31 protein-coding genes and 1 riboswitch are annotated in these 26,527 nt (G+C 40.4%); of the genes, 19 read left to right on the top strand and 12 right to left on the bottom strand.

Annotated features, from left to right (window positions below; all coding sequences use genetic code 11):
• The first annotated feature begins 12 nt into the window (after nt 1-12).
• Together NSQ25_RS01130 and NSQ25_RS01135 are read left to right on the top strand one after the other, a co-directional pair.
• Nucleotides 13-528 carry a HEAT repeat domain-containing protein gene (locus tag NSQ25_RS01130; protein ID WP_326136112.1) on the top strand — a complete coding sequence of 172 codons (516 nt, stop codon included), beginning with the start codon at nt 13-15 and terminating at the stop codon, nt 526-528.
• 68 nt (nt 529-596) lie between these two features.
• A complete protein-coding gene (locus tag NSQ25_RS01135; RefSeq protein WP_259407243.1) occupies nt 597-728 on the top strand; it encodes a hypothetical protein in 132 nt (43 codons plus the stop codon).
• Between the two features lie 130 nt (nt 729-858).
• Here NSQ25_RS01135 and NSQ25_RS01140 read toward each other — a convergent pair whose 3' ends face one another.
• The 3 genes from NSQ25_RS01140 to NSQ25_RS01150 are packed head-to-tail and all read right to left on the bottom strand — an operon-like array spanning nt 859 to nt 2,907.
• A complete protein-coding gene (locus tag NSQ25_RS01140; protein ID WP_046313611.1) occupies nt 859-1,779 on the bottom strand; it encodes an ABC transporter ATP-binding protein in 921 nt (306 codons plus the stop codon).
• Nucleotides 1,779-2,468, bottom strand: a complete 690-nt coding sequence (locus tag NSQ25_RS01145; RefSeq protein ID WP_046313613.1) for an ABC transporter permease subunit — start codon at nt 2,466-2,468, stop codon at nt 1,779-1,781. The genes NSQ25_RS01140 and NSQ25_RS01145 overlap by 1 nt, the downstream gene beginning before the upstream one ends.
• A gap of 13 nt (nt 2,469-2,481) precedes the next feature.
• Nucleotides 2,482-2,907, bottom strand: coding sequence for a DUF4064 domain-containing protein (locus tag NSQ25_RS01150; RefSeq protein WP_326136111.1), 426 nt, complete (start codon nt 2,905-2,907; stop codon nt 2,482-2,484).
• Nucleotides 2,908-3,096: 189 nt separating this feature from the next.
• On the opposite strand from NSQ25_RS01150, the gene NSQ25_RS01155 reads away from it, so the two are divergent.
• From NSQ25_RS01155 to NSQ25_RS01185, 7 genes are all read left to right on the top strand, one after another.
• Nucleotides 3,097-3,399, top strand: a complete 303-nt coding sequence (locus tag NSQ25_RS01155; RefSeq protein ID WP_046313618.1) for a DUF2089 family protein — start codon at nt 3,097-3,099, stop codon at nt 3,397-3,399.
• A complete protein-coding gene (locus NSQ25_RS01160) occupies nt 3,392-3,679 on the top strand; it encodes a hypothetical protein (protein ID WP_046313621.1) in 288 nt (95 codons plus the stop codon). Before NSQ25_RS01155 ends, NSQ25_RS01160 begins: the two co-directional genes overlap by 8 nt.
• Before the next feature lie 176 nt (nt 3,680-3,855).
• Nucleotides 3,856-4,983, top strand: a complete 1,128-nt coding sequence (locus NSQ25_RS01165; RefSeq protein ID WP_326136110.1) for a DUF418 domain-containing protein — start codon at nt 3,856-3,858, stop codon at nt 4,981-4,983.
• A 169-nt stretch (nt 4,984-5,152) separates the two neighbouring features.
• The gene (locus tag NSQ25_RS01170; protein WP_003217079.1) at nt 5,153-5,524 is read left to right on the top strand and encodes a GntR family transcriptional regulator; all 372 of its coding nucleotides are present in this window, start codon (nt 5,153-5,155) and stop codon (nt 5,522-5,524) included.
• 5 nt (nt 5,525-5,529) lie between these two features.
• Nucleotides 5,530-6,405 (top strand): ABC transporter ATP-binding protein, encoded by an 876-nt coding sequence (locus NSQ25_RS01175; RefSeq protein ID WP_046313625.1) that lies wholly within the window; start codon nt 5,530-5,532, stop codon nt 6,403-6,405.
• Complete coding sequence (locus tag NSQ25_RS01180) at nt 6,389-6,994, top strand: ABC-2 transporter permease (RefSeq protein ID WP_046313627.1); 606 nt, start codon at nt 6,389-6,391, stop codon at nt 6,992-6,994. Before NSQ25_RS01175 ends, NSQ25_RS01180 begins: the two co-directional genes overlap by 17 nt.
• A gap of 286 nt (nt 6,995-7,280) precedes the next feature.
• Nucleotides 7,281-8,669 (top strand): amino acid permease, encoded by a 1,389-nt coding sequence (locus NSQ25_RS01185; RefSeq protein WP_326136109.1) that lies wholly within the window; start codon nt 7,281-7,283, stop codon nt 8,667-8,669.
• Between the two features lie 38 nt (nt 8,670-8,707).
• Here the strand turns inward: NSQ25_RS01185 and NSQ25_RS01190 are convergent, their stop codons facing one another.
• From NSQ25_RS01190 to NSQ25_RS01205, 4 genes are all read right to left on the bottom strand, one after another.
• Nucleotides 8,708-9,589 carry a glycerophosphodiester phosphodiesterase gene (locus NSQ25_RS01190; protein ID WP_326136108.1) on the bottom strand — a complete coding sequence of 294 codons (882 nt, stop codon included), beginning with the start codon at nt 9,587-9,589 and terminating at the stop codon, nt 8,708-8,710.
• A gap of 92 nt (nt 9,590-9,681) precedes the next feature.
• Nucleotides 9,682-11,016 (bottom strand): glycerol-3-phosphate transporter, encoded by a 1,335-nt coding sequence (glpT, locus tag NSQ25_RS01195; RefSeq protein ID WP_326136107.1) that lies wholly within the window; start codon nt 11,014-11,016, stop codon nt 9,682-9,684.
• Nucleotides 11,017-11,240: 224 nt separating this feature from the next.
• Entirely contained in the window at nt 11,241-12,011 is a 771-nt protein-coding gene (locus NSQ25_RS01200) for a SurA N-terminal domain-containing protein (protein WP_039176104.1), read from the bottom strand.
• A 152-nt stretch (nt 12,012-12,163) separates the two neighbouring features.
• Complete coding sequence (locus tag NSQ25_RS01205) at nt 12,164-14,227, bottom strand: thioredoxin domain-containing protein (protein ID WP_326136106.1); 2,064 nt, start codon at nt 14,225-14,227, stop codon at nt 12,164-12,166.
• A gap of 277 nt (nt 14,228-14,504) precedes the next feature.
• Between NSQ25_RS01205 and NSQ25_RS01210 the strand changes: the two genes are divergently transcribed.
• Nucleotides 14,505-14,882, top strand: a complete 378-nt coding sequence (locus tag NSQ25_RS01210; protein ID WP_034284218.1) for a multidrug efflux SMR transporter — start codon at nt 14,505-14,507, stop codon at nt 14,880-14,882.
• Nucleotides 14,883-15,217: 335 nt separating this feature from the next.
• Here NSQ25_RS01210 and fabF read toward each other — a convergent pair whose 3' ends face one another.
• Nucleotides 15,218-16,450 (bottom strand): beta-ketoacyl-ACP synthase II, encoded by a 1,233-nt coding sequence (fabF, locus tag NSQ25_RS01215; RefSeq protein ID WP_065215410.1) that lies wholly within the window; start codon nt 16,448-16,450, stop codon nt 15,218-15,220.
• A 103-nt stretch (nt 16,451-16,553) separates the two neighbouring features.
• On the opposite strand from fabF, the gene NSQ25_RS01220 reads away from it, so the two are divergent.
• Nucleotides 16,554-17,390: a helix-turn-helix transcriptional regulator gene (locus tag NSQ25_RS01220; protein ID WP_065215409.1), complete on the top strand. Its 837-nt coding sequence runs from the start codon at nt 16,554-16,556 to the stop codon at nt 17,388-17,390.
• A 141-nt stretch (nt 17,391-17,531) separates the two neighbouring features.
• On the opposite strand, the gene NSQ25_RS01225 is transcribed toward NSQ25_RS01220, so the two are convergent.
• Both NSQ25_RS01225 and NSQ25_RS01230 read right to left on the bottom strand, forming a co-directional pair.
• Nucleotides 17,532-18,140, bottom strand: a complete 609-nt coding sequence (locus NSQ25_RS01225) for a transglutaminase family protein (RefSeq protein ID WP_065215408.1) — start codon at nt 18,138-18,140, stop codon at nt 17,532-17,534.
• A 40-nt stretch (nt 18,141-18,180) separates the two neighbouring features.
• Nucleotides 18,181-18,687 carry a hypothetical protein gene (locus tag NSQ25_RS01230; protein WP_065215407.1) on the bottom strand — a complete coding sequence of 169 codons (507 nt, stop codon included), beginning with the start codon at nt 18,685-18,687 and terminating at the stop codon, nt 18,181-18,183.
• Nucleotides 18,688-18,870: 183 nt separating this feature from the next.
• On the opposite strand from NSQ25_RS01230, the gene NSQ25_RS01235 reads away from it, so the two are divergent.
• The 7 genes from NSQ25_RS01235 (at nt 18,871) to NSQ25_RS01265 (ending at nt 22,952) form a co-directional block, all read left to right on the top strand.
• Complete coding sequence (locus NSQ25_RS01235; RefSeq protein ID WP_003217059.1) at nt 18,871-19,131, top strand: metal-sensitive transcriptional regulator; 261 nt, start codon at nt 18,871-18,873, stop codon at nt 19,129-19,131.
• Nucleotides 19,132-19,254: 123 nt separating this feature from the next.
• Entirely contained in the window at nt 19,255-19,737 is a 483-nt protein-coding gene (locus NSQ25_RS01240; protein WP_041088802.1) for a DsrE/DsrF/DrsH-like family protein, read from the top strand.
• 12 nt (nt 19,738-19,749) lie between these two features.
• Nucleotides 19,750-20,103 (top strand): rhodanese-like domain-containing protein, encoded by a 354-nt coding sequence (locus NSQ25_RS01245; RefSeq protein ID WP_025092501.1) that lies wholly within the window; start codon nt 19,750-19,752, stop codon nt 20,101-20,103.
• 47 nt (nt 20,104-20,150) lie between these two features.
• The gene (locus tag NSQ25_RS01250; protein WP_061110451.1) at nt 20,151-20,711 is read left to right on the top strand and encodes a sulfurtransferase TusA family protein; all 561 of its coding nucleotides are present in this window, start codon (nt 20,151-20,153) and stop codon (nt 20,709-20,711) included.
• A 14-nt stretch (nt 20,712-20,725) separates the two neighbouring features.
• Nucleotides 20,726-21,853 (top strand): MBL fold metallo-hydrolase, encoded by a 1,128-nt coding sequence (locus tag NSQ25_RS01255; protein ID WP_214755577.1) that lies wholly within the window; start codon nt 20,726-20,728, stop codon nt 21,851-21,853.
• Between the two features lie 33 nt (nt 21,854-21,886).
• The gene (locus NSQ25_RS01260; protein ID WP_034283076.1) at nt 21,887-22,117 is read left to right on the top strand and encodes a sulfurtransferase TusA family protein; all 231 of its coding nucleotides are present in this window, start codon (nt 21,887-21,889) and stop codon (nt 22,115-22,117) included.
• Nucleotides 22,118-22,175: 58 nt separating this feature from the next.
• Nucleotides 22,176-22,952: a sulfite exporter TauE/SafE family protein gene (locus NSQ25_RS01265; RefSeq protein WP_065215404.1), complete on the top strand. Its 777-nt coding sequence runs from the start codon at nt 22,176-22,178 to the stop codon at nt 22,950-22,952.
• Nucleotides 22,953-22,987: 35 nt separating this feature from the next.
• Here NSQ25_RS01265 and NSQ25_RS01270 read toward each other — a convergent pair whose 3' ends face one another.
• Together NSQ25_RS01270 and proS are read right to left on the bottom strand one after the other, a co-directional pair.
• The gene (locus NSQ25_RS01270; RefSeq protein ID WP_165585036.1) at nt 22,988-23,164 is read right to left on the bottom strand and encodes a hypothetical protein; all 177 of its coding nucleotides are present in this window, start codon (nt 23,162-23,164) and stop codon (nt 22,988-22,990) included.
• 144 nt (nt 23,165-23,308) lie between these two features.
• On the bottom strand, nt 23,309-24,742 hold the full coding sequence (proS, locus tag NSQ25_RS01275; protein WP_326136105.1) for a proline--tRNA ligase: 1,434 nt from the start codon (nt 24,740-24,742) through the stop codon (nt 23,309-23,311).
• Nucleotides 24,743-25,129: 387 nt separating this feature from the next.
• Nucleotides 25,130-25,229, top strand: a riboswitch (purine riboswitch).
• Between the two features lie 77 nt (nt 25,230-25,306).
• Here proS and NSQ25_RS01280 point away from each other — a divergent pair.
• Nucleotides 25,307-26,479 carry an MFS transporter gene (locus NSQ25_RS01280; RefSeq protein ID WP_251232553.1) on the top strand — a complete coding sequence of 391 codons (1,173 nt, stop codon included), beginning with the start codon at nt 25,307-25,309 and terminating at the stop codon, nt 26,477-26,479.
• Nucleotides 26,480-26,527: the final 48 nt, after the last annotated feature.

Below are 26,527 nucleotides of genomic sequence, written 5' to 3' on the forward strand. Positions count from 1 at the left end.
AGTTGATTGTAAATGAAACCAGAAAATAAGCTGTCTCAATCCGTTCAACAATTGGCCAATACAAATGAAGTAACGATCGTTCAAGCAATAGGTGATTTAAGAAAATATGGAAAAGATGCAGTGCCCGTCCTTGTTGAGGCTTTAAAAGAAAAAGGCTCTCTGCGGAACATTGCAGCAGCTGTACTTGGTGAATTTGGAGCAGATGCGGGGGACGCAGCAGAACCGCTATCTCGGCTATTAGAAAGTGACGAAGAAGATACAAGAATGGCCGCTGCCATGTCACTCATGAGGATTGGTCAGCCCAGTTTGCCCTTCCTTCTGCAACTGGCTAAACGTTATGAGGGACCTACTTGTTTCTGGGCATCATGGTGTATCTCTTGGATTGATCCATCAAAAATTGAAAAAAACATGTACGAGTGCTTAAAACAAGAACAAGAAAATCCAACAGGCAGCGTTACTCCTTTTGCTGCTGAGGAAGCTTTAGGGAAAATTATCGCTTTTCAGCTAAAGGAAAAAGGGGATGAGTAATATTAAATGTGTATATGTTATAAAAATTATGCCACATAAACTTGGAATAAATAAGAGAGGGGATCGTTATGTTTCGATCAAATAAAGAGTTAAAAAGAAATGCATTTTTCTATGCAGGAGTTGGTATCGTTCTAGTGATTATTTTCATTCTTGAAGTGGTGCCAATTAGTTCTGAATGGGAATTTTCCTTTATTTTTTAGGATTGGCCATCTTGTTTTATCTTAAATTTGTCATGCGCATAGAAGAAGAACAGACATCATTATAAAGAGTATTCTTATCAACTGTAGATTTAATAAAATGTCGTTTATAAATCTACAGTTGATGGATTGTTTAAATGGGATTGTCAATGTTCATAAATATTTCTTCTAAAGAGGGCTCATCGACTTCTAATCTAAAAATATCAATATTTTTTGATAAGAATAGTTTGTTGATGGTTGGGATTCTTGCTTCGTCCTCAATCACTAGATGGGAATTTAATTCGTTAATTTTGCATTTTTCCACGTTTTCCTTCAAGTCTCTTAATAAAGATTCCTGCTGGTTCTTACAAATGGCACTGTGTTTAATATAAACAGTCAAATTCTTTTTATAGGTTTTTCTTAAATCCTCGATACTACCTTTCGCTTGAAGAACACCCTTGTTCATGATGGCCACCTCGTCACATAATTTTTCTACCTCATTTAAGTTATGTGATGTTAAAAATATAGTTGTCCCATTTGCAGCGATTTCTTTCAACATGGAATGGATTGTCAATGCTGAGTTCGCATCGACCCCAGAAGTAGGTTCATCTAAGAAAATGAGTTCTGGATTATTGATCAGTGCTTGTGCAATTCCCAGTTTCTTTTTCATTCCGAAAGAAAAGTGTTTAGTTTTTAATTTTGCAGCATCTTTTAACTCAACTTTATCAAGGAGTTCTAATAAATCCTCTTTCTTCAAATATAACTTCAATATTTTGCTGAAATACTCCATATGTTCAATGGCTGTCATATTTTCATAAAGTGATGAGTAATCAGGAAGAACTCCTATTCTCCTCCAACATTCTTTTTGTTGCGCTTTTTTGTAACCTAATAATTCGTAGTATCCTCCGGTTGGTTGAATGATGCCTGTTATCATATTAATAAATGTCGACTTTCCAGCACCATTTTTCCCTAAAAACCCAAATATTTTTCCCTTTTCAATGGTCAAATCTATTTCATTAACCACGATCTTATTTCCATACTTTTTTGTTAGTTTTTTTGTTTTAAGTGCATACACTATAAATCCCTCTTTCTTAAAGTGATGATACTTATGAGTAAAAATATGACAGGGAATATGACCACAATATAAGTGAAGTCAGTCTGATCGTTTGTGAAATAATAATATGGTGTGATGTAACTTACGATTTGAATGAAAACATTTGTAGTTCCGATGCTGATCATACCAATGATCGGCAAAATAATGGATATTGTTATGCCTAAAAACATCGTAATTGAAGGGCTTGAAATAATAGTAGATAGCAGCAAGCTGAACCCTAAAAAGTACGAGATAAAGATGATGGACTGAATCAATTCTAAAAAGTAAAATGCGTTTGAGAAAGGCATTATTAGAATGAAAGAAATTGTTAAACATACAACCCAAAACAGAAAATTCCCGAGAAATTTTCCAAGTAAGATACTACTTCTGGACGTCTTAGTGACTAAGAAACGAACTGTACGAGAATAAACCTCTTTATTCACAGCGTTATGAGCGAGACTTGTGATAAAAAGTGGAGCGGCAATAAAAAGTAAAACCATTAATCCACCTACATATGCATTTTCATTTAGACCTAGAGAATCGAATTGATTACTAAATTGACTAAGGATTTTTGCAGTACCTGTTGAAATTCCAATGATGATAAAAACAATTAGGATGGATCGTATACTTTTAAACAGTACTTTAAACTCTTTCAATCCTATTGCAAACATGACATCCCCTCCTCTAAAGATGGATTTTATTTTTTGTGGCTGAATGATTTTTAGAAATTAAAATCATTCCAGCTATTAAATATGCAGCACTGCCAATTAAGCCAGAGAAAACAGTTAATAAGCTACTTGAAATACCTGTTGTGATTAACATAATACCTGCAGCCCGCACATTTCTTTTCATGACTTGTAAAGAAATTGCCCCAACTAAGCTGCTTAGCATAGATAAAATGATCATATATATAGTTCCGTTCGAAAGAATGACAATTATTTGTTCTGGTGTGATACCTGTGATGTTTTCATCTTGTAAGAAGCTTTGAATTAAATTGTTTGTATCCTCACTATTTCTTGTACCTTCATGCAATATAAAACTTCCAATCGATAATAAAATAAATAATGAAATTCCTAAAAAAATAAGTGATTTTTCTAAAGTTTGATTCATAATAGCCTCCATAAATACCAATTTATTGTTTGGTTATCTTAAAAAGACAATATCATGGATATAGTTCATTTATCCATATATTTTTTAACAAAGTTTAAAATAATTTAATATTGTTAAAAAAATTATTGAAATTATGATCATTTTTATTTAATATATGTTATGCTATTAGCAAAGAGAGGTTGTGGATACATGGAAAAAGATATTCCTACGTGGATTCTAGCTGTAGATGCTGAAGATAGAGAATTTATCAGAAAATTTATTCTCAGTTCAGGCTCTTTAAAACAAATGGCAAAAGATTATGATGTGTCCTATCCTACGGTCAGGACTCGTCTAGACAGAATTATTGAATTAATTCGTTTAAATGACACGTTAGAACAAGAAACATTGATTAAATATGTAAAAAAACTTGCAATTGAAGAGAAAATCAGTTTAGAAGTGGCCAAAGGTATAATAGAAAAATATAAAGCAGAAAGGGGTAAAGATGATGAATGAAATCTTGTACTTTCTTATAATCGTTAGCATTTTTGCTTTGCAGTATTTCTTATCAACACGAAATCATTTGATGTGGGGAGCGTGTATTCCTATTATCTTTTTAGTAGTAATGGGTTGGTTATATTTCACGTATCAGGTAAATCATCATATTGGTTTTATCATATTGCTGTTGGTGGGATTAGCTCTTTTGATCGAAGAATGGAATCGAGGCCGGAGAATGCTTCATCAAAAGAAGAAAAAAGAAATTGAAAAAATGAAATCACAGGATATTGTATTATAAATTTTTAAGTCATTTTATATGGAGATAGCATATTACATATTAATAGAAGATGATGAAACTCCTGTTCAAAATATCTTCAGTAAAATAGCAACTTTATAGGATGATATATCCTTAATTTTAAAAATAAGGTATGATAAATATGCTTTATCTTTATATTGTCCGAAGGAGCTGTCGTGTTGAAGGGATCTAGGGTTGAGTTGATTGATAGTTTACGTGGTTTTAGTTTATTAGGTATTTTGATCGTGAATATGCTTAATTTTCAATATGATTATGATTTTGAAAAAATGTTTGATTCGAGTTTTTGGGGGCAGGAATTCGGTGTATATGTGACGGAAATTTTGTTCCAAGGGTCTTTTTATCCGATCTTTTCCTTTTTGTTTGGGTATTCTTTTATCAAGCTGATTGAATTGACGAAGGCCAAGGGATTAAATACGAATGCCATAGTCGTTCGCCGAGGTTTTGGTCTTATTGTGCTTGGGATGCTGCATTACATCTTTATTTGGAATGGTGACATTCTTCTTTATTATGGAGCTTGTACATTTTTCTTGATGATGTTTTTGAGAAGCCGGATTAAAACAATGCTTATTTGGTCTGGTGTGTTAGGGGCGTTATCTTTAGTCGTTGTGCCATATATGATGAACCTCGTTTATGGGAACGATGAGCTTTTAACTGATGTGTATGCGAAGGGGGCTTATGGGGATATTTTGGTCAGCCGGATTACTGTTGAAGACGATATGATGATTGTGACTATTATTCTGGCGATCGTGACCATTGTGTTCATGCCAATACTAGGGTTTCTTTTCGGTACTATGATGGTGGGACCGTTCACCTTGCTAGGCATGGTGATTGGTAAACGAGGGCATCTCACAGAAGAAGATCGAGGGATGACCTATCGCAAAGGCTGGGTCTGGGTCATTGTCGTCGGCCTTGCACTAAAATGTGCGACGTTCATTGATGCGCCTTGGAGTGAATTTGTGATGATTCTTGGTGGTTATGTGCTGGCGATTGGGTATATTCAGGCTTTTATTGTTTTCTACTATTCGAAGGCAGCCGACGGCCTCAAACGTCTGCTTGCAGGACTTGGCCGTTTGTCTCTATCAAACTATTTAGCGCAGTCGATTATTTGTACAACGATTTTCTATTCTTATGGACTTGGTCTATTTGGACAATTGGGATCAATGTTTGGGCTGCTGCTTGCTGTCGGACTGTACACAGCACAGCTGTTCATCAGCTATCTCTATTTGAAAAAATGGAGAAGAGGTCCTGTGGAGTGGCTTATGGGAAAATGGGTATATTGGAAATAAAGCATTTTGTTAAAGAACCGCATGGCTTAAGGGCTGTGCGGTTTTTTATTTTAAAAAAATGAGGAGAACATTTTTTAAAATGCTTGAATATTCTTTTAGTGTGTATATAATGTATATATAGTGTATATACAATATTTTGTTTCAACTATCTGAAAAAAGAGGTTTTTATATGCAAATTACGATTTCAAACCATTCTAAGGAGCCTATCTATGAGCAAATTACGAATCAAATCAAATCGATGATTTTAACGGGTGAGCTTGCGGAAGGTGCAGCGCTGCCGTCTATTCGAAAACTGGCGAAGGATCTACAAATTAGCGTGATTACAACAAAGCGAGCGTATGAAGAGCTAGAGAAAGCGGGATTTATTTATTCGATTGTAGGCAAGGGATCTTTTGTTGCGGAACAAAACCTAGAAGTGATGAGAGAGAAGAAGTTGAAGGTGATCGAGGAACAGCTTGGAGCAGTAGTCACAAACGGGAAAGAATTAGGCTTATCTTTTGATGAATTGCAGCAGTTATTAAAGTTTTTATATGAGGAGTGAGATGAGTGGAGCATGTGATTGAATTCAAAGGAGTATCGAAACGATTCAAGGACTTTTCCGTTCAGGATCTTGATTTACGGGTTAAGAAAGGCTTTGTTACAGGGTTTATTGGAGAGAATGGAGCGGGTAAGTCGACCACCATTAAAATGATCATGAATTTGTTAAAACCCGATTCAGGTGACATAAAGGTCTTTGGATTGGATTATCATACTCATGAAAAAGAAATTAAGGAAAGAATCGGATTTGTTTACGATGCCAATGTTTTTTTTCCAGGGTTGAATTTAAAGGACATCAAACGGATTGTGGCTCCTGCCTATAAACGTTGGGATGACCGGCTTTTTGATCAATATATTGAACAGTTTGGTCTGCCGCTGAATAAAGCGATTAAAACATTTTCAAAAGGGATGCAGATGAAGGCTTCACTTGCGATTGCGCTGTCGCATCATGCAGAGCTGATTATCATGGATGAACCAACTGCTGGTTTAGATCCGGTTTTTAGAAGAGAGCTGCTCAGCACGTTACAAGAATTGATGATTGATGGAAATAAGACGATCTTTTTCTCGACGCATGTGACGACTGATTTAGACCGGATTGCGGATTATATTGCGTTTATACAAAATGGAAGATTGGTCTTTCAACAGTCGATTCATGAAGTGGCAGAAAGTTATGCGCTTGTGAAAGGGAGCCTGGAGTTGTTGGATCGAGACACAGAAAAGGCCTTTGTCCATATCCAGCGTACAGCAGCCGGATTTGAAGCATTAACCGATCGTGTTGATGAGGTGAAACTTATTTTTGGGGATGCTGTTGTGATTGAACCGGCGTCGCTTGAGGATATCATGTTTTATTTGAAAGGCGGGGTTGCGCATGTTTTATTTAATTAAGCGTGATGTGATTTTGCAAAAGAAGCAGTTACTTATTTTTATTCCGTTTATCTTATTTTTTATTTTCATGGATGTCCATCCAGTATTGACGTTTCTAGTCGCTAGTGTCTTCATTCCATTTAACACATATGCGTATGATGAAAAGGCAGAAACGAATATTCTATTAAACTCCTTGCCCTATACACGTAAAGAAATTATCGCATCACGTTATCTTGGCGCCATTTTCTATATGAGTATTTCGATCGTGCTGACAAGTGCTGCATTATTTGTGTTTGGGAAGCTGTTTTCGCTGTCAGATATTGCGATTGGCAGCGGGTTGTTTTTATTGTTCGCGGCGTGTACATTTCCATTGTTTTATATCTTAAAGCCTGGTTATATCACAACGGCAGTGATCATTGGCTTTATCGTATTATCTGCTATGGGTCCGCCTGTTGTTCTCTATTTAGCAGAGCAATTTAGTGGGATCACTGATTTTATTATGAATTTATCGATCCCTGTTTTATATACGGGGTCAGCTGTGCTGATTATGCTCTTCTACTTGCTGTCTTGGGGACTTTCTACTGTGATTTATCAGAGGAAAGTGTTTTAGGAAAGCAATTGCTGATGTCCCTATAAATTTACAGTTTGAGCTTAGAAGACCGTGTGAGCGGTCTTTTTTTGAAGATTTTTCTGGTTATTGATTATATCAATATAAAACAATTTGAACTTAATTTTATGTCAGAATATTTTGTTAATAGTGTTTTCCTCAAAAAAACAATTGTTTTTTAAGGGTAGATTTATTATGATAATATACATCGAAAGATTGATGTTTCTCAATCAGAATGAAAATTCTGATTTTTATTTTTTATGTTGTTTGTTGATGAGGGGGAAGAAAAGTGGCTCAAAAGGAATTAAAGAGAGGGTTAAGTGCCCGCCATATTCAAATGATCGCTCTTGGCGGCACAATCGGTGTTGGCTTATTTATGGGGTCAGCGAAGGCCATTCAGTGGACAGGTCCATCGGTTCTCCTAGCGTACGCAGTGTGTGGTATTTTTATCTTTTTTATTATGCGTGCGATGGGAGAAATGTTATATCTTGAGCCGAGTACAGGGTCATTTGCTACATTCGGGCATCAATATATTCATCCGCTTGCAGGGTATATGACGGCTTGGAGTAACTGGTTCCAGTGGGTCATTGTCGGAATGTCTGAAATTATTGCGGTTGGGGCTTATATGAAATATTGGTTCCCAGAGCTGCCTGCGTGGATTCCAGGGTTAATTGCGATGATCATTTTAGGAGCAGCCAACTTGATTTCGGTTAAGTCGTTCGGTGAGTTTGAATTTTGGTTTGCGATGATCAAAATTGTGACAATTATCTTGATGATTATTGCAGGTTTAGGCATTATTTTCTTCGGATTTGGAAATGGCGGAACTCCTATTGGGCTGTCTAACCTTTGGGCGCATGGCGGGTTCTTTACAGGTGGGTTTAGCGGATTCCTGTTTGCATTGTCTCTAGTTATTGCTGCTTATCAAGGTGTCGAGCTGATTGGGATTACAGCGGGTGAGGCGCAAAATCCGCAAAAGACGCTGACAAATGCCATCAAAAGTATCATCTGGCGTATTTTGATTTTCTATATCGGTGCGATCTTTGTCATTGTGACTGTGTATCCTTGGGATCAGCTGAATACCCTTGGCAGTCCATTTGTGGCGACGTTTGCGAAGATCGGGATTACAGCAGCTGCTGGTATTATTAACTTTGTTGTCATTACAGCAGCGATGTCCGGCTGTAATAGTGGTATTTTCAGTGCGGGCCGTATGCTTTATACATTAGGTGTGAATGGTCAGGCGCCTGCTTTCTTTACGAAAATTTCGAAGAACGGTGTACCGTATTTTGGGACATTCGCTGTGCTGATTGGTTTAGCGATAGGAGTGGTCCTGAATTATGTTTCTCCGCCAAACATTTTCGTCTATGTGTATAGTGCGAGCGTCCTTCCTGGGATGGTGCCTTGGTTTGTCATTTTGATTAGTCATATTGGCTTCAGAAAGGCAAAGGGGGCAGCGCTTGAAAAGCATCCGTTCAAGATGCCGTTAGCACCGTTTTCTAACTATCTTACAATCGGATTTTTATTGATGGTTCTTGTGTTTATGCTCATTAATCAGGATACGCGTATTTCTCTTATTGTAGCAATTGGATTCTTGATTTTAGTGGCACTTAGCTTTTTTGTATTTGGAATTGGAAAACGAAAGCCGATTGAAACAGCTTCTTCTGATCAAACGGTGAAATAATCAAAAGCCTTGCGGGATGGACCGCAAGGCTTTTTGATTTAGAGTGAAGCTTTTACACGGTTAAAGACATCTGGAAAGTTGGTGAAAAGACCGGTGACGCCGTATTGCAGTAGACGGGTCATGTCTGCTTCGCTGTTGACTGTATATGGATGAAGGAGGAGTCCGTGGCTTCTGACCTGCTGGACGTTTTCAGGTGTTAATGCTCTGAAATTCGGTCCAACACCCACGGCGTACGTTTTGATAAAGTCGAGCTGATCGTCTGTGATGGATGTCATTTGGTTTCTGTCTAATAGCTGTACTTTTGGCAGGCGTGGAGCTAATTTCTGCAGCTTTATCAGGCTGTCCTGACTAAAGGATTGTATGATAACCTGCCCTTTTCTTGTGTGTTTCCCAAGAAGATGATGTTTCTTTAAGGCGGCCAATAGTTTTTCTTCCATTTGCGGATAAAGGTCTGGTTTTTTTGTTTCAATATAATAATTCTCTCGTTTACCGAAATAGCGCAGCACCTCATCTAATGTCAGGACTCTCTGTCCGATATAGTTGGCATTTTGTCTGTCGGGATTGGATTCGTTAAACCAGGTACCAGCATCAAGCTGTTTGATTTCGGCAAGTGTGAGGTCTTTGACCCAGCCTGTTCCGTTTGTGGTCCGGTCAACGGTTTCATCATGCATCACGATGAGATGCCCATCCTTTGTCATTTGAAGGTCGAGTTCGAGGTAATCTGCATTCATCTTTGTGGCGAGCTTGTAGGAAGCCAGGGTATGCTCTGGTGCATACCCTGATGCTCCGCGGTGTGCAACGGTTAAGATGCGATCTGGAGATAAAAGGTTTTCATGTGCCGATACGGTGGCCGGCACCCACGCAAAAGACAGTAAAGCAAAAGAGAGCAACACGTAAGCAAGTAATCTACTTTTCTTCATATTTTATCCTCCTTTTACGGTAACTGCCTCCATCATAAGAAATAGATGTAAAGAGCATGTTGGGCGGATATGAATCTTTTATGTGATTTTCATTAAGCTTGCTCTACGCGCTTTCCTGTATTCCATGTCATGGCGAGGAAAACAATCGCAAGCACACAAGAACCAACCAGTAAAATGAAGCCTCCTGTCCAGTCATAGTGATCCACGACGACACCCATCATGGCATTGGCAAAGGCAGAGCCGCCAATGTAGCCGAAGAAGCCTGTCAGTCCGGCTGCAGTGCCAGCCGCTTTTTTCGGAGCGAGATCAATGGCTTGAAGTCCAATGAGCATGACAGGTCCGTAAATCAAAAAGCCGATGCTGATAAGGGCAATGTTATCGACCATTGGATTGCCTGCAGGGTTTAGCCAGTAAACGAGAACGGCAATTAACACCCCGGCCATAAAAATGACGCCAGCTGGTGCGCGGCGGCTTCTGAAGAAGCGGTCACTAATCCAGCCGCACAATAATGTACCGGGAATGCCTGCATATTCATAAAGAAAATAAGACCAGCGTGAATGCTCTGGTGAAAAGCCCTTTGCTTCTGTTAAGTAGGTCGGCGCCCAGTCAACAACACCGTAACGGACGAAGTATACAAACACGTTGGCAATGGCGATATACCATAGGAATTTATTGTTGAGTACATATTTAAATAAAATTTCTTTCACTGTTAATTCTTTTTCTTGATCCTCATAGTTTTGTGCCGGATAGTCATTTCGATATTCCTCGATTGGCGGAAGACCAGTGGATTGCGGGGTATCCCGTACAAGAAGAATGATCACGAAGGAGACGATAATGGCAATGATGGCAGGGAAGAAAAAGATGCTTTTCCACGTCGCAAACAGTACAATCCCTAATGTGATAAGCGGTGCAAGAATCCCCCCGCCGATATTGTGAGCGACGTTCCAAATGGACATTTTCGTACCACGTTCACTAACCGAAAACCAGTGCGCCATCGTACGTCCGCATGGCGGCCACCCCATGCCTTGAAACCAGCCGTTTAAGAACATGAATAAAAACATGATCCATACACTGGATGTGACGTATGGAAATGAGACAAATAGGATATTGATAAGAGCTGATAAAAAGAGTCCGGCAGCTAAAAAGTATCTGGGGTTACAGCGGTCTGAGATCATCCCCATGATGAATTTACTAAAGCCATAAGCAATGGATACGGCTGCGAGTACAAAGCCTAATTCACTTTTTGTGAACCCCTCTTCCTGTAGATATGGAATAGCAAAAGCGAAATTTTTGCGCAGCAAATAGTAGCCCGCATACCCGATAAAGATGCCTAGAAAGACTTGCAGCCGCAGCCGCTTATACGTCTCGTCTGTTTTGGCATCATCAAGCCTGTCGATATGCGGAGCAGGTTTAAACCATTTGAACATAATGATCCTCCTTTTGTAGATGTCCGATTGACTGAAGCAAAAGTACGAGAATTGCTTTTGATCCTGTACCTTTTCAGAGACAAAAGAATTGTTAGCGCTTTCTTTTGTACTCCCATCATATCGGATGGAAGAGACGTTTATGATGAGGCTTTTGTCATAAATTTGGAAAAATAGTTCATGAAGTAACAAAAAAATCCGCACAATGGCGGATTTTTTCTTAGCGGTTATAGAGAAACATTAATTTTCGCAGATTTCTTTAGTTTTTCAATTTCTTTTTGGACTTCTTTTTGCTTTTCTTGAGATTCTAGCTGTTTTTTAATTTGTGATTTAACCTCTTTGTATTCTGGTGCTTTTTGCTTTTGTTTTTTCATTTGGTCTGCGTATTGATCATAGTACGCTTTGACGTCTTTCTCAGAGACGGAGGCTGATTTGATTTCTTTATCGACATATTGGCTGTATTTGATGCTGTCGGCAATGTCACTCTTCAGCTGATCCAATGTGAGTCCGCTCTTTTTAAGTGCTTCTTCAAATTGAGCGTTGTCTTTGAACTGTTTCTTTTCTTCCTTTAGCTGCTTATCTACCTCTTTGTCAGAGGCTTTGAAGCCCTTCTTCTCAGCATCTTGCAGGATGAGCTCTTGTCCTACGAGCGCATCAATGGTTTGTTTCTTGACTGCTTTCTCGCCTTCTTTAGAAGTTGGGTCTTGCCCGGATTGCTGAAGCTGGCCTTGAATGGTAGATAAGGCGCTATTGTATTCACTGCCTGTGATTTTGTCTTTGTTGACGGTCGCAACGACCTTTTGATCATCGATTTTTTGTGCGTCTAATTTCTTTTGCATTTCTTCCATTTGCTTTTGCTGCTCTTTTTGATCAGCCTGTGTTGTTTCCTTGTTTTTGGCTGCGTCGTTTTGCTTATCTTGTTTGGCATCGTTTGACGAGCAGGCTGCAAGTCCAACAGATAACAAACAAGCGATGAGTGTGTATGATACCTTTTTCATCATTTTCTCTCCCTTCGGTATGAGAACGTCTAGTGCGCATTCTAACCGTTTTTTAGGAAAAATAAAACCGTACAGACAATTTGTTAGCGGATTGACATGTTTTTTATCTGTTTGTCCTCATTTTGTCTTCTCATAGTCATCTCATGACAAACTCAATTGTGGAATAATTGTTCCATCACTTCGTCGATATCGGTGATTGGCTGGCGGCAGCTGTAGTTTTCACAAATATACACGGTGGTTTTGCCATCGATTGTTTTGTAATCTTTTGTAAAGGGCGCGAGCTTCGCTAATTCTTTCCCTGTTTCGGCAGTCAATATGATATCAAATGGAACGAAGCGTTTTTGAAGCACCTGTAAAAGCTGTTCTTTTTGAGGGTCGCCGTTTTTTCCGAGAATGATGATTTCTCTTTTCGCCGCATATTGACTTAGGAGCCCTTGCAGAAATGCTGTGTGTCCGCTTGGGTAGGAAGAGACATCCACATAAAAGGCTTTGAACATCTGTTCTAATGTTTTCAGCCAGTCTTGACGACCTGTCATTGTGCTGAGTTGAAGAAGCTGGTGGAGTGCGGTGCTGTTACCAGAAGGCATGGCGCCGTCGTACACTTCTTTTTCTCGAACGAGGAGCGCTTCCGCATCTGATCCCGAGAAGAAAAAGCCCCCTTTTTCCTTGTCCCAAAACAGCTCAAACATGTTCTCGGCAATGGCTGCCGCCTTTTCCAGCCACGCTAACTCAAAGGTCGCTTCGTATAAAGACATATACGCTTTTAGCATATGCGCATAATCCTCGATAAAGCCGAGATGCTTCACGTCACCTTCTCTGTAGCGGACCATGAGCCGATCATGTTGGACGAGGTGTGTTTCTAGAAAAGACATCGCCTGCTTCGCCATACGGATCGCTTCCTCTGCATCAAAGACCCTTCCTGCTTTGGCGAGAGCTGCGATCATCAGCGCATTCCAAGATGTAAGCACCTTGTCATCGACAAGCGGCGCGGGTCGCTGCTGTCTGACTGATTGTAAAATATGCCGCGCTTCTTGCAGCTTGGATTGAAGGGTTTTATCGTCGATCGAAAAAGAGGCTTTGATGTCCTCAAAAGAGGTAGAAATGGTATGAGGGATGTTCTCCCCTTCAAAGTTCCCCTCTTCTGTGATGTGATAGACGTCGCAAAATAAAGCGCCAAGCTCCTCCCCTAAATGGGTGATGATCTCATCTTTTGCCCAGACGTAATATTGTCCTTCTTTCCCCTCAGAATCTGCATCTATCGCTGAATAAAAGGAGCCGCTAGAATTCATCATATCTTGTTTAATGAATTGAATCAGGCGTTGGACAAGTTTTTCATACTCAGGTTTTGAGGTGAGCTGATACGCTTCTGTGTAAGCTTCCATCAGCAAGGCGTTATCATACAGCATTTTTTCAAAATGCGGCACAAGCCATTTCTCGTCTGTTGAATAACGAGAAAAACCGGAACCAATATGGTCATATATACCGCCATTTGCCATCCCATCTAACGTTTTCGTGACTGCATACAGCGCATTCTCCTGTCCTGTCCATTCGTGATAGCGCATCAGAAATGAGAGCATATGAGGTGCAGGAAATTTCGGTGCGGAGCCGAATCCGCCATACAGTGTATCAAAGCTGGTCATGAGCTGGTAATAGGCTTTGTGAATTGCCTCTTGTGACAGCGTGTTTTCTGTCTGCCCTGCTGCTTTGATCCGCAGGTTATTTGTCGCCTTCTCTGCCAATGATTCAATATGATCCCGGTCGTTATGGTACGCATCCAGCAATTGTGTCAGTGCCTCGATGAAGCCAGGCCGCCCGTAAGCACTTCTTTTCGGGAAATATTTCCCAGCATAAAAAGGCTTTTGATCCGGCGTGACAAACACGTTCAACGGCCAGCCGCCTTGCCCCGTCATCATCTGACAAACCGACATATACATCGAGTCGATATCTGGACGCTCCTCACGATCGACTTTAATCGAAATAAAATGCTCATTTAAGATGTCAGCGACTTGTTGATCTTCAAAGCTTTCGTGTGCCATGACGTGGCACCAGTGGCAAGTGGCGTAACCGATGCTGACAAGCACTGGTTTATCTTCACGTTTGGCTTTATCGAATGCTTCTTGCCCCCACGGGTACCAGTGAACTGGGTTGTGAGCGTGTTGAAGTAAATAAGGAGACTTCTCAGCGATTAATCTATTGGGCTTATTGTTAGTGGGCATTGGTTCACCTTCTTTCACTTTTCATTATTTGTTTTTATGTTTACTGTACCATAGTGCAGTTTAGTTTATATCTTATTAGATTATCTAGATTAGATTTTATCTACTGGACTAAGGATCACCACTCATTTTGCGCACAATTTTTTTGAAAAATAAAGACTTAAAAACATTTTTGGTTTCTTGTAAAGTTGTACTTAATAAAGATTTAGTGAAGTAAACCTATAAAGGTTTAAACAGTTTTTTAAGTCGTTGATTTTTTATACAGGAGGAGAGAGTAATAATGGCATATTTATATTTATTGCTCGCAATTATTGGTGAACTTATTGGTTCTTCTATGCTCAAGGCTGCAGAAGGCTTCTCAAAACTTTACCCTACTATTGGTACAATTATTTCTTTTATAGGCTCCCTGCTCTTCTTATCACTTGCAATGAAGACCATACCTTTGAATACCGCCTATGCACTTTGGTCTGGTATAGGTATTATTCTTACTACAATAATCTCGATTTTGATTTGGAAAGAAAAAATTAACGTTGCCAGTGTTACTGGGATTGTTTTGATACTTGTAGGAGTTGTAATATTAAATCTTTTCGGGCCAGGTCATGGTGAAGCACATAGTGTTGAAAACGCAAGCGCTACAACAAACAATGAAGCTGAGTGATTAGAAAAGCATGAACATAAATATTAAAGCGGAGGATAACTTTTGTTATCCTCTTTTCTTTCTTTTTGCATTTCAACATCTATCATGTCAAGACATGAAAGTATTGCTATTGCAGCAAAGAAATGCAATCAAATTGCTTGCGCGTAGCCAAAATGTACCTTTTTACATTAAGAATTGTAAATGGCTTTTTGATCTAATATATTACAATTAATGTAAATATAGTATAATAGTATAAATCTGTGGGGTTAATATATCAGATTGAGGCCCTTCATAATTTGTCTGTGAGGTATTCCCAAAATAAAAAAATCAAGGGCTATAAACCCTTGATAGCTACATCAATCGTAATGCTTTAACAAGATGGCTGAATTATGTCCTCCAAAACCAAAAGAATTGGATAGCCCGTATTTCAAAGGAAGCTGTCTCGCTTCTAATACAACATCTAAGTTGCAGTCTGGATCTTGATTCTCTACATTAATAGTTGGCGGAATCATTCCTCGTCTCAAACTTTCCACTAAAGCAATGGCTTCTACTCCGCCGGCAGCACCAAACATATGCCCTGTCATTGATTTGTTTGCCGTTGTTGGAATTTCAACTGAACGTTCACCAAATAATTTCTTAATAGCTAGAACTTCTGAACGATCACCTACTTGTGTACTTGTTGCATGTGCACTAATAACATCAATATCATCTGTTGATATGTTTGCACTTCTCAACGCCTTTTTCATGGCTAAGTAGGCACCTTTACCTTCTGGGTGGGATGCTACCATATGATGAGCGTCTGAACTAGCTCCGTACCCCACTACTTCACATAATATCGGCGCATCTCTAAGAATCGCGTTTTCTAATGATTCTAATACTAAGATACCTGCGCCTTCACTCATCACAAAGCCATCTCTATCTGTATCGAATGGACGGCTGGCTAGGCTTGGCTCTTGGTTTCTAGTAGATAGTGCATGTGCGTTTCCAAAACTAGCCAAAGATATCTGTGAGACGGCAGCTTCTGCTCCTCCGGCAAATATAATATCTGCATCATCATTTCGGATCGCATTGAAAGCTTCGCCAATAGAGGTGTTCCCAATAGAACAAGCTGTGACTGGTGACAATGATGGCCCTTGTGCCCCTAATTTAATGCTGATTTGGGCCGCAGCTGCATTTGAAATCATCATGGGGACAAGGCTGGGGCTTACTCTTGAGGGACCACGTTTATCTAATACATTGACATTATCAACAAGCGATTGGATTCCCCCGATTCCTGAACCAACATATACGCCTAAACGTTCAAGATCAACTTGATCTAACTGTAATTGCGAATTTTTTAATGCTTGTTCGGCTGCTGCTAAGGCAAACTGGCTAAAACAATCTAAACGTTTTGCTTCTTTTCTTCCCAATATTTCATCTGCATCGAAATCACGAACGATTCCAGCTATTTTTGTTTTATAATCAGTTGTATCAAAAGAATCAATGAGAGATATTCCCGATTGTCCTTTGATTAGTTGATTCCAAAAGTTATTTACATCATTTCCAAGTGGGGAAATAATTCCCATTCCAGTAATGACAACTCTTTTCATGATCATTCCCTCCTTGTTTTTATTAACTTTATCCATTGTGTTATCCTATTACAAGTTGTTGTTTATCCTAGTATAATTAATACTCTTTTAAAGGGAGATCTAAATGAAACCTGAAACTAGACTTCAAGCGTTATCAGAATTTCTAAAAAACCAACGTTCGAAAATTACGCCTCAAATGGTTGGTTTACCTGTAGGAACCCGCAGAAGAACACCAGGACTGAGAAGAGAAGAAGTGGCTCAACTAGCCGGTGTGAGTCTTACTTGGTATACATGGTTAGAGCAAGGCAGAGATATAAAAGTATCGACTTCGGTATTAGATGCTATTTCTCATGCATTACAATTAAATAACGATGAAAGGAGATATTTGTACGCTTTAGCGTTAGAGGAAGGAGTGAAACAATCCTTTATCATTGAGAATGAGAAGGAAATCAGTCCGGCTTTAGTGAAAATGTTGCAGGAACTTCGTTATTGCCCGACGATTGTATCTGATAGAAGAAGTCAGATTGTTGGCTGGAATCAAGCAGCAGCTAATGTATTTTTGGACTTTGAACAAATCAATCCGGCAGAAAGGAATATCATACGCTTACTATTCGCAAGAAAGGAATTTAAAAGTTTAGCGGTGAATTGGGAGCATTTTGTTAGAGGATATATCGCCATATTTAGAACGTATTATGGACAATATGTGGCGGATGAATGGTATGAGCAATTTATAGAAGAAATGGAGCAGGCATATCCTGAGTTTCGTAAAATTTGGAATGAAAATGAGATCAGCTATGCGCCTGAAGTATTAATTGAATTTCGTCATGCTAAGGCAGGTAAAATGTTGTTTAATCTCACTTCATTACAAGTGTATGGGGATACTGATTTAAGATGCAGTGTCTATACTCCGGTTGAGGATACTGATACGGAGCTTAAGTTAAAACGTTTAATTGAAGGGTAGATATCGTTTGGATGAAGTTATTGAGTGTATTTAATATAAAATAGATCCTATGCAAATCAGTGACAAGGGGCATAACCGATGCTGACAAGCACCGGTTTATTTTCACGTTTGGCATTGTCGAAAGTCTTTTTGCCCCCAAGCCTATATCGTTTCTGGTAAATGATGTTTATACATCTCAATAGCATCTGTATGTTCTTTTAAAACGCTCATTGTCTTTGGATGTGGTTTAACATATATCAAAGGATAGTCGACTTCATCTAATTCTTGTTGGGTATAAAAAGCTAATCTTTCATGATCAAGTGAAAATTGAGCATCAATTCCTGTTTTGTTGCCGCGTGCATCTAATCGAATCCATTTATTAAGTGAATGAAAAAATACAGCATTTAATGCGTGAATACAATATCCCTTATCTGGCGTATCGAACAACATTAACCGCTGGTAACAGAAACCTGTGGGTATTCCTTGTGAGCGCAATAGAGCAGCTAATAGGTTGGACTTTGCGTAGCAAATTCCCTCTTTAAATGTTAATACCTCTGATGCATGACAAGTCACTCGTTTGGATTGAATATCCCATGTATGGGGAATTTCATCTCGAACAAACTCATAGGCTACTTTTGCTTTTTCTATTTCTGTCTGCAAAGGGTTGAAAAGTTCATTTGATTTTGCTCGAATAAGAGGATGAGAATAATCAACTTCAGCTAGTTCACATAAATAATCATCAAAATTTTTAGATTCACATGTCAAGTTCATGATGATGTCCCCTTTTCTCTATACTTTTACCGCAGGAGGTCTATTTCTTCACCAACACATATTGTAAGTTTTCTAATTCAAACATATCAATCAGTTCATCGATCTCTTTAAAATCGATATGTTTTCCAAACCGTTTTTTGCTTAGGTCAATTTCTACATCCAATTGATCGTCCTTTTCTTTCGTTTCCAGTTCATCTAGACAAGAATAGATTTCGATGCTTTCTCCTTTTGACAGCTCTTTTTCAATGAATTTAAAAAGTGCACGAAGAGAATGAATGATGCCTAATTCATAAACAAAAGGATGCGTGAATTTGTTTCTTACCGCTTCATAGACGGGATCTAGATAATCAATGTGAATGCCTTCGAAATCCTCTTCTGTTTCAAATACTTCTATCAAAAGTTCTTCTTTTTGATAGGTTTTTAGCTTTTTTTGTTTTTTATCAAACATGTTGATATTGAGTTCAGAGAATGGTTTATAGGTAGGATTTTGACCAATGGTACCAAGCGGCAGTTCTTTGTTTGATCCAATATAATGATGTAAAGTCATGGGCTGTCCTCTTTTCTTCAATGATTTCTCGTTCGTTGATTATTTTCTTTTTATCAATAAATGGTGGAATGTGCAATTCTTTTCACATACATTCTCTACAAAAGAGTAGGGCAAGTCGTTTGACTAAATACCTCTTAGGGTATACTATCTGTTCATAGAAAGAATAGAAAGGGGTACTTGTGCATGGAATATAATCAGCAGATGAAGAACCGTCTTCGCCGGATTGAGGGGCAGATTAAAGGGGTTCTTGCGATGATGGAGCAGGGAAAGGATTGCCGCGAGGTGGTGACGCAGCTGTCTGCATCACGCAATGCCATTGATCGGGCAATGGGTGTGATTGTGAGTACAAATCTTGAGCAATGTGTTCGTGAAAGTCTTGAACAAGGCAAGGATACGGAAGGTCTTGTGAAAGAGGCAGTTGAGCTATTGGTGAAGAGCCGGTAAGAAATTCTTCAGCCTTTGAAGGTTGACGGATTTTTTTACTTGTTATAATATACCCTTACCGGTATGTGTATATATTTTTTGTTTTCTATATACCCCCATGGGTAATAATGAAGGAGGAGCAGAATGGAAGAACAGAAAAAACGCACGACGATTGTGCTATTTAGTGGAGATTATGATAAAGCGATGGCGGCTTACATTATTGCAAATGGTGCAGCAGCCTATGATCATGAAGTGACGATTTTTCATACCTTTTGGGGGCTGAATGCCTTGCGTAAGGATGAGATGGTGCCAATGAAAAAGGGTTTTTTAGAAAAAATGTTTGGCAAGATGATGCCGCGCGGGGCTGATCGAATGGGCATTTCAAAGATGAATTTTGCTGGAATGGGTCCGAAGATGATTAAGCACGTGATTAAAAAGCACAATGCCATGACCTTGCCGCAGCTCATTGATATGGCGAAGGAACAGGAGATTAATCTCGTAGCATGTACAATGACGATGGACCTTTTAGGGCTGCAGGAGAAAGAATTATTAGATGATATTCAATATGCTGGTGTCGCCGCTTATTTAGCAGAGGCTGAAATTGGGAATGTGAATTTATTTATTTAGTGAGGTGATGAAATGATTCAAACGATTTTGTTCATCCTGGTGATTGGCTTACTTGTGAGCCGCTTTCTGCCGGTTCGAGGTGTGAACCAAATGGATGCAGCTGATATGAAGAAAAAACTGAAAAACCAAGGTCAACAGCTCATTGACGTACGATCTCCAGTAGAATTTCAAACAAACCATATTAAAGGGTTTCGAAACATTCCTTTACCTCAGTTAAAAGAACGAGCTTCTCAGCTTGAGAAAAATGAAGAGATCTACGTGATATGCCAAAGCGGAATGAGAAGTATGCAGGCAGCGAAAATATTGAAGAAGCAAGGATTTACTCATATTACAAACATCAAAGGTGGTATGAATGCTTGGCATTAAGCACGTATAAAAATATACCCCCACCCCTATATAAAGGAGGACATCACATGCAGCAACCAACAGTCATTTTAGATGCAAAAGGATTGGCATGCCCGATGCCGATTGTGAAAACAAAAAAACAAATGAATGAGCTTTTGCCAGGAGATGTGCTTGAAGTGCAAGCTACTGATAAAGGATCAGCAGCGGATTTAGCGGCTTGGTCAAAAAGTGCCGGTCATGAGTTTTTAGGAACAAGAGTAGAAGGACAGGTGCTTCATCATTTGATTCGTAAGGGCGGAGCGCAAGAAGAAGAGGGGGAGCCCATGATTTCGGAAATATCTTTGAATGCCTTTCAACAGAAGGTAAAAGAAGATCAATCTCTGTTTATTTTGGATGTAAGGGAGCTGGATGAATACGAAGCGGGGCATATCCCAGGAGCCGTCCATATCCCGCTTGGTGAGGTGGAAGATCGTGCAGAGGAGTTAACAAGAGAATCGGACATCTATCTCATCTGTCATTCAGGCAGAAGAAGTGAATTAGCTGCGCAAAAGCTAAAAGAGAGAGGATTTCAACAATTAATCAATGTGGTGCCAGGCATGAATAGCTGGACAGGAGCCATTGAAAAATAGGAGCTGAATAAAACATGACGGTAAAAGCCATGACTGCAGAGCAGTTAACAAAAAAGATCGTGGGCAAAGAGCCGCTCTTTTTGCTAGATGTGCGAAACCAAGCAGATGTGCAGGACTGGAAGATTGAAGGGGAAGCAATCGTTGATATGAATGTGCCTTATTTTGATCTGCTTGACGGAGTAGAGGGCCTTTTACAGCACATTCCTAGTGACCGTGAAGTGCTGGTGGTTTGTGCCAAGGAAGGTTCCTCTATCCTGGTGGCGGAGATGCTGTCAGAGGCTGGCGTGCCTGTTCATTATTTGCAGGGCGGCATGAAGGCATGGAGTGAGCATATAGAGCCAGTGAAAATAGGTGATTTAAGCGGCGGCGGAGAGCTGTATCAATTTGTACGGATGGGCAAAGGGTGTCTGTCCTATATGATCATGTCCAATGGAGAAGCCGCGGTTGTGGATGCAGCTCGAATGACGGAGGTCTATATTGATTTTGCGAAAAAGCATGATGTCTCTGTGACGCATGTGATGGATACTCACCTTCATGCAGATCATATTTCTGGTGGGAAAAAGCTGGCTGAACTAACTGGTGCTGCCTACTGGCTGCCGTCAAAAGATGCAGAAGAGGTAACCTTTGAATATGAACGTCTTGAAGAAGGACAGCGGATAACGATTGGAACAGCTTCTATTGATATTCAACCCATTTATTCCCCGGGACATACGATCGGCTCAACATCTTTTATCGTAGACAATCAATATCTTCTTTCAGGTGATATTTTGTTTATTGATTCAATTGGAAGACCTGATCTTGCTGGAATGGCGGAGGACTGGGTAGATGATTTGAGAGAGACGCTTTATGAACGGTATATGGCGTTTTCAAAGGAATACATCGTTCTGCCTGCGCACTTCATGACCAAAGAAGAAATGAATGAAGACGGCAGTGTTTGGAAGGAGCTCGGCTCACTTTTAAAAGAAAATCATGGGCTTCATATTGAAGATCAACATGTGTTTAGAAAGATGGTGACGGAAGGTCTGCCTGCACAGCCGCATGCCTTTCAAGAGATTCGTCAAGCCAATATGGGGAAGCTGAACCCAGATATGGAAGAGCAGCGGGAAATGGAAATGGGTCCAAACCGTTGTGCGATTCGGTAATGTCCAATAAAATAAGAGAAGAGGAACAATCAAATGACATCAGATCAAATTTTAGACGTAACAGGGCTCGCATGCCCAATGCCGATTATTCGAACGAAGAAAAAAATGAACGACTTGGCGGAAGGTCAAGTTTTAGAAATACATGCAACAGATAAAGGGGCTAAAGCTGACTTGGCCGCATGGGCGAAGTCAAGCGGACATGAATTGATCACGCAGACAGAAGAAGGTCACGTGCTGAAGTTCTGGGTGAGAAAAGGGTCCTAAAGGATGTAGGGGTATCTGCTGAAGATCCCCTTTTCCTTTTGCAAAGGAGGAGACCAGCGTGGATTTTGCATTTTTGATTACACTTTTTATCATCGGATGTATTGGTTCCTTCTTATCAGGAATGGTGGGGATCGGCGGATCTGTGATCAACTATCCCATGCTGCTTTATATCCCGCCTCTTTTTGGTGTGATGGCACTATCAGCACACGAGGTATCAGGGATTGGCGCCATTCAAGTGCTTTTTTCGACGCTGGGTGGTGTACTCGCTTATCGGAAAAGCGGATTTTTACATCGCTCGCTGATTTTATATATGGGAAGCAGTATATTGGCGGGCAGCTTATTAGGCAGTTATGTATCACATTTTATGCCGGAGAAAGGGATGAACCTCGTCTATGGATTACTCGCCATTGTGGCAGTTATTCTCATGTTGATTCCGAAAAAAGGACAGCGTGCAGACGCAGAGGGAGAAGTTACTTTTCATAAAGGGCTGGCATCAGCTATTGCCTTTGTGATTGGCAGTGTTTCCGGGGTATTAGGTGCAGGCGGCGCATTTATTTTAGTGCCTGTGATGCTGTCTATTTTAAAAATTCCTGTACGGATGACGATTGCATCGTCACTTGCGATTACGTTTCTTTCTGCGATAGGCGCATCGACTGGAAAGGTATTGACGGGTCAGGTCATGCTTCTTCCTGCTGTTGTGCTGATGGCAGCAAGTTTGGTGGCAGCTCCGATTGGTGCGAAGGTCGGTCAGAAAATCAATGCCATCTACTTGCAATGGGCACTTGCTGTGATGATTACGGCGACAGCGGTTAAAATTTGGCTGGATATTTTATAAAGAAAAGACCAACAAAGCAAACGTGTTGGTCTTTTTTATTTGACGTCATCGTGCTCGATATACGTTTCTAGTGCTGGGTGGTACTCTTTTTGATAATGAAGGTTGGGACATGTTTTCACGACTTTGCCTTGCAGGGCATTGGACTTTGAGACTTCTAATGCTGATTTACATTTAGGACAGCGTTCGGCAAAGAATGAGGGCCAGCGTTTCATGTATCACCACTCCAGTTAAAGTCTTAAAAACCGATTATATTAATAAGAATTATAGGGGATCGTGCAGGTGAGGTCAATGGGAGTTTGGGTCTTTTTAACAAAAAAAGAAGCATCATGAGAGATGCTTCTTTATCGTTCATTTTCTTAATAGGCTTTCGCCCAGAACACCATATCAGATGCAGGTTTTCCGCAGCAGACACATGTGTCAGAAATGGTTTCCTGTTCGAATGGGATACAGCGTGAGGTCGCGCCTGTTCTTTCTTTAATGTCGTTTTCACAAGCTTCATCACCGCACCACATGGCTTTAATCAATCGGTTTTCTTCCGCAAGAATTTGCTCGATCTCTTCGATTGTGTGGGCGTGTGATGTCTTTTCATGTAATCGTTCCTTCGCTTTTTCGTACATGGTCCGCTGGATGTCTTCAAGCGTTGCTGTGATGGTTTGTTCAAGTGCATCTAACGTGACAGCTTGCTTTTCACCAGTGTCTCGTCGTGCGAGCATCACTTGTCCTTTTTCGATGTCCTTTGGTCCTACTTCTACACGTAGCGGAATACCCTGCATTTCACATTCGTTGAATTTCCAGCCTGGCTGTTTATCGCTTGCATCGATGTCAGCACGTGCGATGCGGGCGAGGCGATCCTTCAATTCGTAGGCATGATCCAGTACCCCTTCTTTATGAGAAGCGATTGGCACGATACGCACTTGGGTTGGCGCAATATTTGGCGGGAGGACGAGCCCTCTGTCATCGCCATGCACCATGATCATAGCGCCGATAATTCTTGTTGTGAAACCCCAAGAGGTTTGCTGGACATGCTCTAGTTTTCCTTCACGGTTTAAGAATTCGATGCCAAATGCTTTGGCAAATCCGTTCCCGAAGAAATGAGAAGTGGCCGTTTGAAGCGCTTTTCCGTCATGCATCAAGCTTTCAACCGTATAGGTGAAGCGAGCGCCGGCGAATTTTTCCTTCTCTGTTTTTCTCCCTTTAATGACAGGAATGGCAAGGAGATCTTCGCAAAGAGAAGCGTAAGTGTGAAGCATTCTTTCTGTTTCTTCAATCGCTTCTTGCTCAGTCTCATGGCACGTGTGTCCCTCCTGCCATAGGAATTCAAGGGTTCTGAGGAAGGGACGTGTTGTTTTTTCCCAGCGGACGACATTGGCCCATTGGTTATATAGCTTTGGTAAATCGCGGTAGGAATGAATAATGTTTTTGTAATGCTCAGCGAACAGCACTTCAGAGGTTGGTCTGACGCAGAGCCTTTCTTGTAATTTGGATTCACCGCCATGTGTGACCCACGCCACTTCAGGAGCAAAGCCTTCGATATGATCTTTTTCCTGCTGCAGCAGGCTCTCTGGGATAAAGAGGGGCATATAGACATTCTCATGACCCGTTTCTTTAATCTGGCGGTCAAGTTCGTCGCGAATATTCTCCCAAATTTTAAAGCCATACGGCTGAATGATCATACTGCCTCTCACGCTTGAATAATCGACGAGCCGCGCTTTTGTGACAACATCTGTATACCACTGGGCAAAGTCGTCTTCCATGCTTGTAATTTTTTCAACAAATTGTTTTTTTAACATTGCAGGTTCCTCCTTTTTTAAAACAAAAAAGCTGTACTTTAAGTTAGGGACCATTCCTGGTGGTACCACCCTAATTTAAAGCACAGCTTTACACTCAATCATGATAACGGTATGAACCGCTGTATGAAACAGAACTAAATCGGCAGGTTCACTTGAAGATGTCAGTAGGAACTTCTCAGCACCGTTCCCTCTCTGTTAAAGATCGATTCAAGCTACTATTCCAGATCTACGTTGATCCTTGTTCGTTGATTTTCCATCAGTTTACCTGTAAATGGGGGAGAAAGCAAGCTGTTCTGATTCCTTTTACAGCGCCTTTTGTTTAGGTAACGGAATGGCAGTATTTTTCTATTTTTACAGCTTGCGAGTTATGTAAGGCTGTGCTAATATATGTGAAGAAAAAAATAGACTTGTATAACCTCAATAATATGGTTTGAGGGTTTCTACCAGGATCCGATAAATCCTGATTACAAAAGCGCGCTTTCCTTTTTTGTAATCAGGGTTTTTTTGTTTGTCTGCACCCTGTATCAAAAGTGAAAGCGATGATATACAGAAGGGATGTTAGACATGAACTGGAGAGTATATTTATTAGCCGTTTCTACTTTTGCGGTTGGATTAGTTGAGCTTGTGGTTGGTGGCATTCTGCCAAGTCTTGCAGAGGATTTGAATGTGTCTCTTGCAACAGCCGGACAGCTCATTACGGTATTTGCGATTGTGTACGCCATTTCAGCACCCGTGCTGCTGACTGCGACAGCCAAAATCGAACGAAAGCGCCTTTACTTAATCGCGTTATTGGTGTTTACAATAGGAAATGTGTTCACTTATTTTAGTTCGACCTTTGCCCTTGTCATGATATCTAGGGTGTTGATTGCGATGAGTACAGCGCTTGTGGTGGTGTTGTCTTTGACGATCACTGCCAAATTGGTGGAACCAGCGCATCGTGCGAAAGCATTAGGGCTGATTTTTATTGGTATTAGCTCCTCACTTGTTCTCGGTGTACCGATCGGTATTTTTATTACAGAGAGCTTTGGCTGGAGAGTGATGTTTTTAGGAATCAGTATTCTTTCTGCCATATCGATGGTGCTGATCTATTTTCTATTGGAAAAAATGCCTGTTGAAAAAGTGACGCCTCTTAGAGAGCAGATTCGTTCTTTAGGGCATCCGAAAATTTTTAGTGCACACTTGATCAGTTTGTTTATGCTTGCAGGCCATTATATGCTTTATTCTTATTTCACTCCATTTCTGATGGAAGTTCTGCATATGACCCCGTTTTGGATTAGTATTTGTTATTTGATCTTCGGACTTGCGTCTATAGGCGGGAATGGGTTTGGCGGCTGGCTCAGTGACAAACTGGGTTCAGGAAAAGCCATTTTGCTTGTGACTATGGCGTTTGCGATCGTCATGTTTATCCTTCCTTATACAGCGGGTGTGTTCGCGCTCTTTATGATCATGGTTGTCCTTTGGGGAGCGCTCAGCTGGGCACTGACGCCTGCTTTGCAGAGTTATTTGATTCAAACAGATCCTGTCACGTCTGATATTCAGCAGAGCTTAAATACATCTGCCTTGCAAATTGGCATTTCGATTGGATCTGCGGTTGGCGGAGTCATGTTTACGATGACCGGTTCCTCTGTTGATCTGGCTAAATTCGGTGCTGTGTTTGTACTGATTGCCTTTAGCTGTGCGGTGATTTCGCTGAAGAGACCGCCGCTTTATATGGATCGTCAGCATCATGCTGAATAGCTGCCTAAAGATAGGCAGCTTTTTTATGTTCATTTCAAAGGGAAAGTA

It is taken from the genome of Bacillus sp. FSL R5-0512, from assembly GCF_038593295.1.
Taxonomy (GTDB): Bacteria; Bacillota; Bacilli; order Bacillales; family Bacillaceae; genus Bacillus; species Bacillus safensis.

Coding starts and splice junctions, on each gene's coding strand:
- NSQ25_RS01200 (WP_039176104.1), bottom strand. CDS start 12,011: ATGAAAAAGGTATCATACACACTCATCGCTTGTTTGTTATCTGTTGGA.
- NSQ25_RS01135 (WP_259407243.1), top strand. CDS start 597: ATGTTTCGATCAAATAAAGAGTTAAAAAGAAATGCATTTTTCTATGCA.
- fabF (WP_065215410.1), bottom strand. CDS start 16,450: ATGAAAAGAGTTGTCATTACTGGAATGGGAATTATTTCCCCACTTGGA.
- NSQ25_RS01225 (WP_065215408.1), bottom strand. CDS start 18,140: ATGAACTTGACATGTGAATCTAAAAATTTTGATGATTATTTATGTGAA.
- NSQ25_RS01130 (WP_326136112.1), top strand. CDS start 13: ATGAAACCAGAAAATAAGCTGTCTCAATCCGTTCAACAATTGGCCAAT.
- NSQ25_RS01235 (WP_003217059.1), top strand. CDS start 18,871: ATGGAATATAATCAGCAGATGAAGAACCGTCTTCGCCGGATTGAGGGG.
- NSQ25_RS01255 (WP_214755577.1), top strand. CDS start 20,726: ATGACGGTAAAAGCCATGACTGCAGAGCAGTTAACAAAAAAGATCGTG.
- NSQ25_RS01205 (WP_326136106.1), bottom strand. CDS start 14,227: ATGCCCACTAACAATAAGCCCAATAGATTAATCGCTGAGAAGTCTCCT.
- NSQ25_RS01190 (WP_326136108.1), bottom strand. CDS start 9,589: ATGAAGAAAAGTAGATTACTTGCTTACGTGTTGCTCTCTTTTGCTTTA.
- NSQ25_RS01180 (WP_046313627.1), top strand. CDS start 6,389: ATGTTTTATTTAATTAAGCGTGATGTGATTTTGCAAAAGAAGCAGTTA.
- NSQ25_RS01250 (WP_061110451.1), top strand. CDS start 20,151: ATGCAGCAACCAACAGTCATTTTAGATGCAAAAGGATTGGCATGCCCG.
- NSQ25_RS01240 (WP_041088802.1), top strand. CDS start 19,255: ATGGAAGAACAGAAAAAACGCACGACGATTGTGCTATTTAGTGGAGAT.
- NSQ25_RS01170 (WP_003217079.1), top strand. CDS start 5,153: ATGCAAATTACGATTTCAAACCATTCTAAGGAGCCTATCTATGAGCAA.
- NSQ25_RS01230 (WP_065215407.1), bottom strand. CDS start 18,687: ATGACTTTACATCATTATATTGGATCAAACAAAGAACTGCCGCTTGGT.
- NSQ25_RS01150 (WP_326136111.1), bottom strand. CDS start 2,907: ATGAATCAAACTTTAGAAAAATCACTTATTTTTTTAGGAATTTCATTA.
- NSQ25_RS01220 (WP_065215409.1), top strand. CDS start 16,554: ATGAAACCTGAAACTAGACTTCAAGCGTTATCAGAATTTCTAAAAAAC.
- NSQ25_RS01260 (WP_034283076.1), top strand. CDS start 21,887: ATGACATCAGATCAAATTTTAGACGTAACAGGGCTCGCATGCCCAATG.
- glpT (WP_326136107.1), bottom strand. CDS start 11,016: ATGTTCAAATGGTTTAAACCTGCTCCGCATATCGACAGGCTTGATGAT.
- NSQ25_RS01155 (WP_046313618.1), top strand. CDS start 3,097: ATGGAAAAAGATATTCCTACGTGGATTCTAGCTGTAGATGCTGAAGAT.
- NSQ25_RS01270 (WP_165585036.1), bottom strand. CDS start 23,164: ATGAAACGCTGGCCCTCATTCTTTGCCGAACGCTGTCCTAAATGTAAA.
- NSQ25_RS01160 (WP_046313621.1), top strand. CDS start 3,392: ATGAATGAAATCTTGTACTTTCTTATAATCGTTAGCATTTTTGCTTTG.
- NSQ25_RS01210 (WP_034284218.1), top strand. CDS start 14,505: ATGGCATATTTATATTTATTGCTCGCAATTATTGGTGAACTTATTGGT.
- NSQ25_RS01280 (WP_251232553.1), top strand. CDS start 25,307: ATGAACTGGAGAGTATATTTATTAGCCGTTTCTACTTTTGCGGTTGGA.
- proS (WP_326136105.1), bottom strand. CDS start 24,742: ATGTTAAAAAAACAATTTGTTGAAAAAATTACAAGCATGGAAGACGAC.
- NSQ25_RS01145 (WP_046313613.1), bottom strand. CDS start 2,468: ATGTTTGCAATAGGATTGAAAGAGTTTAAAGTACTGTTTAAAAGTATA.
- NSQ25_RS01245 (WP_025092501.1), top strand. CDS start 19,750: ATGATTCAAACGATTTTGTTCATCCTGGTGATTGGCTTACTTGTGAGC.